At 66.4% G+C, this 12,679-nt stretch carries 10 protein-coding genes; 2 read left to right on the top strand and 8 right to left on the bottom strand.

Going from position 1 to position 12,679, the window contains the following annotated elements:
• Window positions 1-85: 85 nt before the first annotated feature.
• The 8 genes from PW843_13580 to PW843_13545 form a co-directional block, all read right to left on the bottom strand.
• Window positions 86-1,102 (bottom strand): zinc-dependent alcohol dehydrogenase family protein, encoded by a 1,017-nt coding sequence (locus PW843_13580; protein MDE1147628.1) that lies wholly within the window; start codon window positions 1,100-1,102, stop codon window positions 86-88.
• Between the two features lie 364 nt (window positions 1,103-1,466).
• Entirely contained in the window at window positions 1,467-2,042 is a 576-nt protein-coding gene (locus PW843_13575; GenBank protein ID MDE1147627.1) for an AidA/PixA family protein, read from the bottom strand.
• 435 nt (window positions 2,043-2,477) lie between these two features.
• Window positions 2,478-3,506 carry an agmatine deiminase family protein gene (locus tag PW843_13570; GenBank protein ID MDE1147626.1) on the bottom strand — a complete coding sequence of 343 codons (1,029 nt, stop codon included), beginning with the start codon at window positions 3,504-3,506 and terminating at the stop codon, window positions 2,478-2,480.
• Window positions 3,507-3,612: 106 nt separating this feature from the next.
• Complete coding sequence (locus PW843_13565; protein MDE1147625.1) at window positions 3,613-4,443, bottom strand: ABC transporter permease subunit; 831 nt, start codon at window positions 4,441-4,443, stop codon at window positions 3,613-3,615.
• Window positions 4,443-5,348, bottom strand: coding sequence for an ABC transporter permease subunit (locus tag PW843_13560; protein ID MDE1147624.1), 906 nt, complete (start codon window positions 5,346-5,348; stop codon window positions 4,443-4,445). Before PW843_13560 ends, PW843_13565 begins: the two co-directional genes overlap by 1 nt.
• Window positions 5,349-5,457: 109 nt before the next feature.
• Window positions 5,458-6,648: a polyamine ABC transporter ATP-binding protein gene (gene potA / locus PW843_13555; protein ID MDE1147623.1), complete on the bottom strand. Its 1,191-nt coding sequence runs from the start codon at window positions 6,646-6,648 to the stop codon at window positions 5,458-5,460.
• A gap of 408 nt (window positions 6,649-7,056) precedes the next feature.
• Window positions 7,057-8,151, bottom strand: a complete 1,095-nt coding sequence (locus PW843_13550) for a polyamine ABC transporter substrate-binding protein (protein MDE1147622.1) — start codon at window positions 8,149-8,151, stop codon at window positions 7,057-7,059.
• Window positions 8,152-8,289: 138 nt separating this feature from the next.
• Entirely contained in the window at window positions 8,290-10,110 is a 1,821-nt protein-coding gene (locus PW843_13545; GenBank protein ID MDE1147621.1) for a monovalent cation:proton antiporter-2 (CPA2) family protein, read from the bottom strand.
• A gap of 170 nt (window positions 10,111-10,280) precedes the next feature.
• Here PW843_13545 and PW843_13540 point away from each other — a divergent pair, with 170 nt between their 5' ends.
• Window positions 10,281-10,769: a GNAT family N-acetyltransferase gene (locus tag PW843_13540; GenBank protein ID MDE1147620.1), complete on the top strand. Its 489-nt coding sequence runs from the start codon at window positions 10,281-10,283 to the stop codon at window positions 10,767-10,769.
• 123 nt (window positions 10,770-10,892) lie between these two features.
• On the top strand, window positions 10,893-12,578 hold the full coding sequence (locus PW843_13535; protein MDE1147619.1) for a methyl-accepting chemotaxis protein: 1,686 nt from the start codon (window positions 10,893-10,895) through the stop codon (window positions 12,576-12,578).
• The last annotated feature ends 101 nt before the right edge of the window (window positions 12,579-12,679 follow it).

Genomic DNA, 12,679 nt, shown 5'->3' with positions numbered 1-12,679 from the left:
CAATTCGATCTCTCCACCACCCCTGCGGGTGCCATTCCGCAAAAAAAGGGCGGACGGTCCAATAGCCGCCCGCCCCATCGGCTGATCAGACGCGCAGCAGCGTCTTGATGGTGCGGCGCTCATCCATGGCGCGGTAGCCTTCGGCCACGTCCGCCAGGGGCAGCGTCAGGTCGAAGACCTTGCCCGGGTTGATCTTGCGGGTCAGCACCCTATCGATCAGGTCCGGCAGGAAGCGCCGCACCGGGGCGGGGCCGCCCATCAGGCCCTTCTGTGCGAAGAACAGCTTCTGCCCGTCGAACTCCACGCCATGCGGCACGCCGACGTAACCGATCATGGCGCCTGGACGGGCGCAGTTGATGGCCTGCCACATCGATTCCTGCATGCCGACACATTCCAGCACGGCGTCGGCGCCCACACCCCTGGTCAGTTCCTTGACCTTGGCCACGCCGTCGTCACCCCGTTCGGCAATGATGTCCGTGGCGCCGAATTCCAGCGCCAGGTCCTGGCGGCTCTTATGCCGGCTCATGGCGATGATGCGGGCCGCCCCCATCTGCTTGGCCGCCAGCACACCCATCAGGCCGACGGCACCGTCACCGACCACGGCCACGGTACAACCGGGCCGCACGCATGCCGCGTCGGCGGCGTACCAGCCGGTGCCCAGCACGTCGGACACGGCCAGCAGGCTGGGGATCAGATCGTCGTCGGGCACCTTGTCCAGCGCGACCAGGGTGCCGTCGGCCAGCGGCACGCGGGCCAGGGGCGACTGCGCGCCCGACATGAACTCCCGCTGTTCGCAGGAGGACTGGAAACCGAATTGGCAATGCGGGCAGGTGTTGTCGGAAATGCAGAAGGAACCGACGACGAACTGGCCGGGCTTCACGGTGGTGACCTCGGCCCCCACCTCCTCCACGATGCCGCAATATTCATGGCCCATCGCCTTGGGCCCATCGACACCGCCGATCCCCCGGTAAGGCCAAAGGTCCGATCCGCAAACACAGGTCGCGGCCAGGCGGATGATGGCGTCGGTCGGCTTCAGGATCTTCGGCTCGGGCATGTCCACATACCGGACATCGCGCGCGCCATAGAGCATGGTTCCAAGCACGGGTGGCTTCCTTATGCTGGTCGGTCATTCATGAATGCGCCCGTCCGCCACGGCGCGCCGTCACCGGCGCCGCGATGGGCAGGTCTTTCAGACTATCGTTCCGTGCATGGTCGGATTAGACAGCGAATGGCGCATGTGATGATGCGCGCAAATCATGAATGCGGGGACCGGCGAGAGCGAATTACCCCATTGTCAACGAACGCCGCCTGCGCCGGTAGCGCAAGCAGCCTTCGGACAATCACGCTGGACGGTACGGGCCACGACCCATGCGGCCGGCCGTCGAATGCGGCACCAGGTCGCGCTGGACAATACGGCCCCCGGACCGCCCCCGTGACGGAGCCGGCCCAGGGGCAAACGTTATCGATCAGGACTGTTGCACGGTGATGGTGGGATCCCACCAGTAGAAATAACGCACCTTTTTGCCGGTAGCATCCTCGGTATCAATGAAGAAATAGACTTGATAGGCGGTGCTGCCGGCTTTAAGCACGGTGGACTGCCAGTAAAAATCGACGACGGTATCTTCCTCCGTATTGCAAGGGCACGGCCAGCTGGTCGCGCCGGTCATGCTGGCCGGTGGAAAGGGCTCCGACGGATTGCTGATAATCATCATCGGCGGTGTGATCACACCACCGGTGCTTGTGGTGATCTTGTAGATCACGGCGGCGTCGCCGGTGTTGGACGACAGCGACGTCGACCGCCAGTTCACCAGGTCGTTGACGGTGGCCTGAATGTTCAGGTTGCCGGTGGCCTGGCCGGAAAGCTGATCGTTCCAGTTGGTCAGCATGTAGACCCAGGTCTTGAAATTCGGATCGCTGTTCGGATGCGGCAGCCCGGTCGGGGTGCTGCAGTCCGTGCTGTGCCCATAGTTGCTCACCAGCGTCGCCGTGTCGAACACGGTCTGGACATATACAAGCTTACCAACGTGAGCGAGAGTTGACATTTTTATTGCTCCTTCAAGGGGTTTTAAATTCTAAGAAACACACCTTTAACGAGCAACAAACGATATGCCTGACACCGCCAAATGTAAAGCTTTGGTTGTATTTCCTATTTGTTACAATCTCTATTGGTTATAATTTCGCCCGGCGCACACGAGCACGCACACGGCAACAAAACCTAAAGGTTGTGTGATTTGGGGCGGCAGGAACCATTCCAAGCGCCAGGAAGGGGCGTCTCGCGACGCGCGCGCCTGTCCCGGGCACACCGCAGGATGGGCGCGCCCGGGGCGACAACCGATCGGCGGGCGAACGACGATGATGGGGCAGCAGCCCCCGTCCGTGGCGGGTGGCGCCCGTCGGCCAATCGGAATCAACAGGAATAGAAAAGGCTGACGTCTGCGGCGAAAACCCGAGAAAAGCCCCGAAAATATCAGCGAATATCAGCGCCTGGGCTGCTGCTGGGTGATGCAGTGGATGCCGCCGCCGCCACGCACGATGTCCAGCGCCGGCACCTGCACGATCTTGCGGTCGGGGTAGAGGCGGCTGAACAGCTTGGCGGCCTCTGCATCCATGGGGTCCTCGAACGCCGGCAGGACCACGCCGCCGTTGGCCAGGTAGAAGTTGGTGTAGGACAGGGTCAGGCGCACGCCCGCCTGTTCCTGGCGGGCCGGGGTGCGCAGGGTCACGATGTCCAGTTCCCGCCCCCTGGCGTCGGTGGCCATGGACAGGCGCTCGATATTGTCCTGGAAGGTGGCGAAGTTGGGATCGGCGGGGTCGTCCGTGACCATGGCCAGCACCAGGCCCGGCCGGATGAAGCAGGCGATCTCATCGATATGGCCGTCGGTCTCGTCCTGCTCATAGCCCTGGCCCAGCCAGACGATACCGCGCACGCCCAGGAAATCGCGCAGATGCCCCTCGATCTCGCCCCGCGCCAGGCCGGGATTGCGGTTGGGGTTCAGCAGGCATTCCTCGGTGGTGATCAGGGTGCCTTCGCCGTCCACGTGGAAGGACCCGCCCTCCATCACCAGGGGCGCCTGGAAGCGGGGGATGTCCAGCCCCTGCAGCACCGTGGCCGCCACCTGGGTGTCGGCGGCGAAGTCGTCGTAATTGCGGCCCCAGGCGTTGAAGCCCCAGTCCACGCCGCCGATACCGCCCTTGCCGTCGATGACGAAGCTGGGACCGTTGTCGCGAATCCAGCTGTCCGACAGCTCCACCGGGATGACACTGACGGCTGCACCGGCGCACATCAGCGAGGCAGTGGCCACCTCGCCCGGCGGGGCGACGATGGTTACCGGCTCAAACTCCGCGATGGCCTTGGCCACGTCGGCATAGGCCCGGCGGGCGGCGTCCAGCCCGTTGGGGAAGGTCTCTTCCCGGTTGGGCCAGGCCATCCAGCAGCGGTCGTGCACGTGCCATTCGCCGGGCATGACAAAGCCGGCGGCGGCGGGGGAACCGGGGGTGAAGGTCATGGCAATGGCCCTTCCTGGGGCGCCCCACGCTGGGACGGCCTTGTCTTGGGAATGAAGAGTATTCCAGTGCAGGTTACAGCCTGGCAATCAGCGCTTCGGCTAACGGTCAGACCTTGCCCGCCTGGCTTTCCTCCTGCTCGCGGATACGGGCGCGGCGGGCCTCCAGGAAGCCGGCCAGGCCGATGCCGCTGGCGACCACCGCCACCACGATGGTGGCCAGCGCGTTGATCTCCGGCTTCAGGCCCAGGCGGATGGAGGAGAAGACGATCATCGGCAGGGTGGTGGACCCGGGGCCGGAGACGAAACTGGTGATCACCAGATCGTCCAGCGACAGGGTGAAGGCCAGCAGCCAGCCGGACACGATGGCGGGGGCGATGATGGGCAGGGTGATGACGAAGAACACCTTGGCCGGCCGCGCGCCCAAATCCATCGCCGCCTCTTCCAGGGAGATGTCCATGCTGACCAGGCGCGACTGGATCACCACCGCCACGAAGGACATGGTGAAGGTGATGTGCGCCAGGATGATGGTCAACACACCCCGGCCCGCCGGCCAACCGACCAGCTGTTCCAGGCTGACGAACAGCAGCAACAGCGCCAGACCCAGGATGACTTCCGGCATCACCAGCGGGGCGGAGATCATGCCGGCGAACAGCGCCCGGCCGCGGAAGGCGCCGAAGCGGGCCAGCATCATGCCGGCCAGGGTGCCCAGCACGACGGCACCACAGGCGGTGGCGAAGGCGATGCGCAGCGACAGCCACGCCGCCCCCAGCATCTGACCGTCCTCGATCAGCTCATGGTACCAGCGCAGGGAGAAGCCGGTCCAAACGGTCAGCGACCGGTTGTCGTTGAAGGAATAGGCCACCAGCAACAGGATGGGCAGGTACAGGAACGCCAGGCCCAGGCCCAGCAGCACCATCGGCAGGCGCGACTTTCTCATCACGCGGCCCCCTTGTCCTGGTCGCGGCCCTGGAAGTGCTGGAACACCATGATCGGACCCACCAGGAAGGCCAGCAGGGCGATGGCCACGGCCGAGGCCGACGGCCAGTCACGGCTGTTGAAGAACAGGTTCCACAGCTCACGCCCGATCATCAGCGTGTCCGACCCGCCCAGCAGCGACGGGATGACGAACTCCCCCACCGCCGGGATGAACACCAGCAGCGACCCCGCCACGATGCCGGGCAGCGACAGCGGCAGGGTGATGGTCAGGAACGATTTCCAGGGGCGGGCGCCCAGATCGGCCGCCGCCTCCAGCAGCGTGAGATCCATCTTTTCCAGCGTGGCGTACAGCGGCAGGATCATGAAGGGCAGGTAGGAATAGGTGATGCCGATGTAGACCGCCGTGTCGGTGTACAGGATCTTCAGCGGCTCGTGGATAAGCCCCAGGCTCATCAACAGGTTATTCAGCAGCCCCTCATCCTTCAGGATGCTCATCCACGCATAGACGCGGATCAGGAAGCTGGTCCAGAACGGCAGGATCACCAGCATCAGCAGCGGCCCGCGCCGCTTCTCCGGCGCCGTGGCGATGGCGTAGGCCATGGGGTAACCCAGCGCCAGGCAGCACAGGGTGGAGATGAAGGCGATCTTCAGCGAGTTCAGATAAGCCAGGATGTACAGGTTGTCTTCGAACAGGGACTGGAAGCCGCTGAAGCGGACGTGCAGGTCCAGGCCGCCGTCCACCCACTCCATCAGGTTGGTGAAGGGCGGGATGCCCACCGCCGGCTCCGCCACGCTGATCTTCAGCACGATCAGGAAGGGGACGAAAAAGAACAGCAACAGCCAGGCGTAGGGCCCCAGGATGACGCCCCCCCGGCCGGTCAGGCCCAAACGCCGGGTGACGGCCAGGACACGGCCCTTCAAAGGCCGGGATACCGGCGCCGGCAAGGATGCGGCACTGGCGGCTTTCGACGGCGGGCGGGCGGGCAGATGCGCGGCCAAGGCGGGTCCCCTTCCCTCAATCCGTCAGGACGACGCCGGCGAACGGGCGCCAGCACAGCCAGACCTCATCCTCCCACGTGATGGGCAATTCCGTGCGGCGGGTGACGTTGGGCGCCGTCGCCCGCACCCGCTTACCACTGGGCAGATCGATCTGGTAGATGGAGATGTCGCCCAGATAGGCGATCTCACGCACGATGCCGCGGGTGACGTTGCGGCCCTCCACCACATCGGCCGGCTTCTCTTTGCTGATGCTCACCTTTTCCGGCCGGATGGCGACCCAGGCGCGGTTGCCCTCCGGCAGATGGGCGGCGTGGGTGACGTAGAGGTCGCAGCCGGCCTCGGCCGAGCGGATGAGGGAATGGTCGGCCTCGGACTCCACGATGTCCCCCTCGAACATGTTCACCGACCCGATGAACTCCGCCGTGAAGCGGCTGTTGGGGTATTCGTAGATCTCGGTCGGCGTGCCCACCTGGGCGATGTGGCCGTGGTCCATCACCGCGATGCGGCTGGACATGGTCATCGCCTCCTCCTGGTCGTGGGTCACCACCACGAAGGTGATGCCCAGCTTTTCCTGGATGTTCACCAGCTCAAACTGCGTCTGTTCGCGCAGGCGCTTGTCCAGCGCGCCCAGCGGTTCGTCCAGCAGCAGCAGCTTGGGCTTTTTCACCAGTGATCGCGCCAGGGCCACGCGCTGGCGCTGGCCGCCCGACAGCTGGTGCGGCTTGCGCTTGGCGAAGGCGCCCAACTTCACCAAATCCAGCATCTCCGCCACGCGGGTCTTGATCTCCGCTTTGGGCATGCCGTCCTGGCGCAGGCCGAAGGCCACATTGTTCTCCACCGTCATATGCGGGAACAGGGCGTAGGACTGGAACATCATGTTGACCGGGCGGTCGTAGGGCGGGATGCCCGCCATGTCGACGCCGTCGATGAAGATGCGGCCCTCGGTCGGCTGTTCGAAACCGGCCAGCATGCGCAGCAGCGTGGTTTTGCCCGAGCCCGACCCGCCCAGCAGCGAGAAGAACTCCCCCCGGTAGATCGACAGGCTGACATTGTCCACGGCCGTGAAGTCGCCGAAGCGCTTCACCACCTTTTCCACCCGCACATAGGGCTGGGCGTCGGGATCGCGCCACGGCTCGAACTTCGCGGCCTGGCCTTTGCCGTTGGTGCTGGCGGCCGGCTTGGGACGGGGGTCGGGGGCGTCGGACATGAGGCGGCGGATCACGATGCTGGAAGTGGGCCCGATGGCGGACGTCCGATGGGCGTTTCCGTTGGGGAACCGCTTGCCCGGATTGGCAGGGTGCGGAAAAATCATTGTGCTGCTGCGCTCGGGAAACTTTCGTTCATCTCGCGTCAAACCCTCGTCAGATAGCGCCGCTATCTCACCTCGGCTTTTCCTAATCTGACCGAATTTTCCCGTCGCTCGCCACGCACAAGCCTTTTTCCGCCCCCTGCTGGCGTTCCGAACTTGCTGAATGCCAGGGCGCGCCCCCGCTGTCCACCGGAAGTATGGGGTCTGCGGCTGTGGGCCGCGCAATTTTTCGCAGTCGCGAAATCCCATGAAAAAGGGGCGCCCCCGGATCGGCGGCGCCCCTGGTCCCTCACGTGCGAACCGGCGTCAGCGGCCGGTCTTGATGCGCGTCCAGGTGCGGTTGCGCTCCTGTTCCGCCCGCTGGGCCAGCTGCTTGATGGTGAACAGCTTTTCCATCACTTCCTTGGGCGGGTAGATGCGCGGATCATTGCGGATTTCGGCCTTCACCATGGGCAGGGCGGCGGGCACCGCGTTGGCGTAGGACACGGTGTTGCTGATGTCCGCCATCACCTTGGGTTCAAGCATATAGTTGATGTAGGCGTGCGCCTCCGCCACGTCGGGCGCACCCGCCGGGATGGCCATGGTGTCGAACCACAGCTGGGCGCCTTCCTTCGGGATGGCATAGTCGATCTTCGCCTTGCCGCCGGACCGGCCCTGGGCCTGCAGCACGTCACCGGAATAACCGATGGCCACACAGGCGTCGCCGCTGGCCAGCGGATCGATGACGGAGGGGACGAAGGTCTTGATATAGGGGCGGATGGCGGCCATCAGCTCACCCGCCTTCTTCACGTCCTCGGACTTCTCGCTGCTGGGCGGCAGGCCCAGATAGTTCAGGACGGAAGGCAGGACGTCGGCCGGGCTATCCAGGATGACGATGCCGCAACTGGCCAGCTTCTTGGCGCTTTCCGGATCGAACACCACCTTCCAGCTGTCGATCTTGTCGGTGCCCAGGGCCGCCTTGACCTTATCGACGTTATAGCCGATGCCGACAGTGCCCCATTCGTAGATGACGCCATAGTCGTTGCCGGGATCGACCTCGGCCAGCCGGGCCATCAGGGTGGGGTCCAGGTTTTTCAGGTTGGGGATCTTGGACTTGTCCAGCTTCTGGACGGCCTTGGCCTGGATGAACTTGCGCAAGGTCGGCTGGGCCGAGGGCACCACCACGTCGTAGCCGGAGTTGCCGGTCAGCAGCTTGGCCTCCAGCGTTTCCAGGTCGGTGTAGACGTCGTACTTGGTCTGGATGCCGGTGGCCTTGGTGAAGTCGGCCAGCGTGGTCGGCCCGATATAGTCGGACCAGTTGTAGACGTTGACCTTCTTGGACTGCGCCCAGGCGATCCCGGCACCCGCGACCCCCACAGCCGCGACCAAGCCCGCCAGCAGCGGCACCAGCTTCTTTTTCATCCACTTCCCCGTTTTGGAAACCCGGGCCCGCAGCCCCGTTCAGGCGCATTTGCACCCCATGCGCGGGGCCCTGTCAAGCATCGCCAGACTGAACACTTAACTACGTTTTGAGAAAACCTGCACTGTACCGCCTGGGTCTCAGCTGTTGGCGCCCTGCTCCGCGATCTCGCGTGTTTCCGGTGTCAACGGCCGCGCCTTGCCAGCCTGGAACAGCGGGGTGGGCTTGGGCTCCGTCGGCAGGAACTGCTTCAGGCCGATCAGGCGGCCGCTGGCCTGTTCCAGCGCCAGGCGTTCCTGGTCGCGGCGGCGGACCTCCTCCGCCGTCTCGGCGGCTTCTTCCGCCGACAGTCCCAGAAACTCCAGGGCGCTTTGGCCAAAGGCCAGCGCCGATTCCCAGGTCTCACGCACCTGCAGGTCCACGCCGGCGGCGATCAGGTGCAGGGTGTGGCGGCGGTCGTAGGCGCGCACCAGCAGGCCGGCGTGGGGGAAGCTGGACTGCACCAGGTCCACGATCTTGTTGGCGGTGTCCTTGTCGTCCACGCACACGGCCACCGCCCGCGCGTTGCCGGCACCCGACGCGTGCAGCACGTCCAGGTTGGTGCCGTCGCCGTAATAGATCTGGAAGCCGAAATTGCCGGCCGCCTGGATCATCTCCACATCCGTGTCGATGATGGTGACGTCCAGGCCGCGCGCCAGCAGCGTCTGGCTGACCACCTGGCCAAAGCGGCCGAAACCGATGACCAGTACCGCACCATGCAGGCCGTCGGGGCGGGCCAGCCCGTCGGTGTCCGGCGCCGGGGCCGGCAGGACCGACCACACCAGGCGCACCGTCATGGGCGTCAGCACCATGGACAGGATGACGGTGGCGGTCATGACGGCATTGATCTGGCCGTCCAGCACCCCGGCCGCCGTGCCGGCGGCATACAGCACGAAGGCGAACTCGCCGCCTTGGGCGAACAGGGTGGTGCGCTGGATGGCCTCGCGGCAATCGGCGCCGGACAGCCGGGCCACGGCATAGATGCCGGCCCCCTTGGTCACCACGCAGGCCAGCAGCACCAGCAGCACCAGGCGCCATTCGGCCGCCACGACGCCCAGGTCCAGCGACATGCCCACCGCCATGAAGAACAGCCCCAGCAGCAGGCCGCGGAACGGCTCGATATCCGCCTCCAGCTGATGGCGGAAGCCCGAGCCCGACAGCAGCACGCCCGCGAGGAAGGCGCCCATGGCCATGGACAGGCCGGAACTTTCCATCAGCAGGGCCGTGCCCAGCACCACGGCCAGGGCGGCGGCCGTCATCACCTCCCGCACCTTGGAACCGGCCAGCAGGCCGAACAGCGGGTTCAGCACCCAACGGCCGGCCGCCACCACGGCGGCCACGGCGGCGGCGGCCACCACCACCCCCATCCAGCTGCCGCGCAGATCATGATGGCTGGCCGCCGGTGCCAGCAGGGCGACGCAGGCCAGCAAGGGGACGACCGACAAATCCTCCAGCAGCAAGATGGACATGGCGCGCTGGCCGAAGGGGGTGGTCATCTCCCCCTTCTCCTCCAGCGTCTGGATGATGGCGGCGGTGGAGGACTGGGCGAAGCCCATGGCAGCGACGAAGGCCACCGCCGGCGGGAAGCCCGCAAGCACGCCGGCGATGATCATCAAGGCACCGCACACCGCCGCCTGCGCCATGCCCAGGCCGAAGATCTGCCGGCGGAGCGCCCACAGCTTGGCCGGCCGCATCTCCAGCCCGATCAGGAACAGGAACATCACCACGCCCAGTTCGGCGAAGTGCAGCACGGCGGCGGGATCGGACAGCACGCGGAACCCATAGGGCCCGATGGCCAGACCGGCGGCCAGGTAACCCAGGATGGACCCGAAGCCCAGCCGCGTGAACACGGGTGCGGCCACCACGCCGGCCCCCAGCACGGCCACGATCTGCACCAGGTCGACGCCGGATGTGTCGGTCACAGGGGACCCCCGAATTTTGCGCGAAAAAGTTGCCGCCCGAACGGCTTGGGGGCGACCCTAACAAGGATGCGAGGGCCGGGGCAAGGCGGCCGGACCTGCCCCTATCGATTGAGTTTGACGGCGGGGAATGCCATCCATACGGCCGTCCGTTTTCAGACAAGGTCTCTTCGATGTCCTGGCGCCCCATGACGGCGGCCGATCTGGCCCCCCTGTTCCCCCTGGCCTGCGCCATCCATGTCGATTTCTTTGAGGCGCTGGACGTGCTGGCCGACAAGCTGGCCGCCTATCCCGCCGGCTGCCTGGTGCTGGACGGAACCTCGGCGGAGGCCATCGGGGGCTATGCCTTCAGCCACCCCTATGTGCGCGGGCGGGTGCCAAAGCTGAACACCCCCTTGGGCGGACTGCCTGCCGGGGCGGACATCTATTACGTCCACGACATCGCCATCGCCGCCGACCATCGGGGCCGGGGCTATGCCGAAGCAGTGGTGGAACGGCTGGCCGGCCACGCGCGCGATGCCGGGTTCGTCGAGATGCGGCTGCTGTCGGTCAACAATTCGCAGGCGTTCTGGGCCCGGCGGGGCTTCACCCCCGTGGGGGATGAACAAATCGACGTGTCGTCCTACGGTGATGACGCGGTCCATATGCGACGGTTTCTTTAAATTTACGCCTTGGGCCCGGCGGCGTTGCTATCATTATAGCGTCCACACCTTGTTCAAGGACCGGATATAGCCAGCTGTTAGGCGGCGCTCCGCCCCTTTCCCGTCCTGCCTGGTGATTTCCCCATGCCTCTTCCCCAAGCGCTGCGCGGCATCAGCGGCCGCATCCTGCTTATCCCCACCCTGGCCATCATCGCCCTGGCGGCGCTGGGCGCCTACACCGTGGTGAATGCCAACCGCACCATCCTGGAGGAACGGCAGGCCCGCGCCCGCATCGCCACCGAAGGCGTGGTCAGCATCATCGAGGCGCTGGAGAAAAAGGCGGCGGCGGGGGAAATGGCGCAGGACCAGGCCCAGTTGCTGGCCGCCGACCTGGTGCGGGGGTTCCGCTACGACGGCAGCAACTACGCGGTCATCCACGACCTTACCGGCCTGACGCTGGCCAGCGGCCAGAGCCGCGCCACCGAGGGCAAGCGCAACATCGACGCCACCGACGCCAACGGTGTCCACTATGCCCAGGACATGCTGGACCGGGGCCGGGACGGCGGCGGCTTCAGCTATTACGTCTGGCCGCCCAAGCCCGGCGCACTCCCGTCCCGCAAGGTCACCTACTCCAAGATGACCGGCGCCTGGCAATGGGTGGTCTCCTCCGGCATCTACCTGGACGATGTCGACGCGGCGGCGCGTGACGCGGCCCTGCGCACCGGTGGGACCGTGGCGGCACTGGCCCTGCTGACCCTGGGCCTGGCGCTGTGGCTCAGCCGGGGTATCACCGGCCCGCTGCTGCGCCTGACCGGCGTCACCAACCGGTTGGCGGACGGCGACCTGGATGTCGCCGTGCCGGGCACCGGCCGCAAGGACGAGATCGGCACGCTGGCCCAGGCCGTGAACGTGCTGCGCGACCGCTCCGCCGAGGCCGTCAGCCTGCGCCGGCGGCAGGAAGAGATGAAGGCGGAGGCCGAGCGGGAACGGAAAGCGGCCTTGGCCCGCCTGGCCGATGAGTTCGAACGCGGCGTCAAGGGCGTGGTGGACGGCATCGCCACCGCCGCCAGCCAGATGACGGCCTCCACCGACACCGCCTCCACCGCCGCGGCCCAGGCGGAAGGCCAGACCACCTCGGCCGCCGCGGCGGCCGAACAGACCAGCGCCAACGTCGCCACCGTGGCCGCCGCCACCGAGGAGCTCAGCGCCTCCATCTCCGAAATCGCACGCCAGATCACGCAGTCATCGGCCATCGCCGCCGACGCGGTGAATGAGGTCGGCCGGACCAGCACCGCCATGGGCGAGCTGGCGGATTCGGCAGCGCGCGTCGGTGACATCGTGGCGCTGATCACCGGCATCGCCGGCCAGACCAACCTGCTGGCCCTGAACGCGACCATCGAGGCGGCCCGTGCGGGTGAGGCCGGCAAGGGTTTCGCCGTCGTGGCCAGCGAGGTCAAGAGCCTGGCGACCCAGACCGCGCGGGCGACCGAGGAAATCCAGGCCAAGGTGGCGGAGATCCAGGGCATGACCGGGGCCGCCGTCAACGCCATCGCCGCCATCGGCCAGACCGTGCACCGCATGAACGAGATCACCTCCGCCATCGCCGCGGCGGTGGAGGAACAGGGCGCCGCCACGGCGGAAATCGCCGGCAACGTGCAGCAGGCCGCCACCGGCACGCGCCAGGTCTCCGGCAACGTCGCCGCCGCCCGCCAGGCGGTGGCCGAGACGGGCGCCGTCGCCCACACCGTTCACACCGCCGCCGGCGCCCTGTCGGTGGAGGCCGACCGGCTGCGCGGCCAGGTCCACGCCTTCCTTTCCAACATCCGCTGAACGCCGTGCCATAAGCGGCCAAGCCACCGGTGCCGGTCGTGACCGCGGGCGCCAGAGACTTCCGGGGAGCGAAGCGGACTGGTAGTCGAGGACAAGCCAAA

This window comes from Azospirillaceae bacterium (assembly GCA_028283825.1).
GTDB lineage: Bacteria > Pseudomonadota > Alphaproteobacteria > Azospirillales > Azospirillaceae > Nitrospirillum.
Note: the sequence above shows the minus strand (reverse complement) of the source record. Positions and strands in the feature narration are given on the sequence as shown.

Bases quoted from the DNA above. Each gene is read 5' to 3' on its own strand.
- potA (MDE1147623.1), bottom strand. From the start codon at position 6,648: ATGTCCGACGCCCCCGACCCCCGTCCCAAGCCGGCCGCCAGCACCAAC.
- PW843_13570 (MDE1147626.1), bottom strand. From the start codon at position 3,506: ATGACCTTCACCCCCGGTTCCCCCGCCGCCGCCGGCTTTGTCATGCCC.
- PW843_13575 (MDE1147627.1), bottom strand. From the start codon at position 2,042: ATGTCAACTCTCGCTCACGTTGGTAAGCTTGTATATGTCCAGACCGTG.
- PW843_13535 (MDE1147619.1), top strand. From the start codon at position 10,893: ATGCCTCTTCCCCAAGCGCTGCGCGGCATCAGCGGCCGCATCCTGCTT.
- PW843_13540 (MDE1147620.1), top strand. From the start codon at position 10,281: ATGTCCTGGCGCCCCATGACGGCGGCCGATCTGGCCCCCCTGTTCCCC.
- PW843_13565 (MDE1147625.1), bottom strand. From the start codon at position 4,443: ATGAGAAAGTCGCGCCTGCCGATGGTGCTGCTGGGCCTGGGCCTGGCG.
- PW843_13550 (MDE1147622.1), bottom strand. From the start codon at position 8,151: ATGAAAAAGAAGCTGGTGCCGCTGCTGGCGGGCTTGGTCGCGGCTGTG.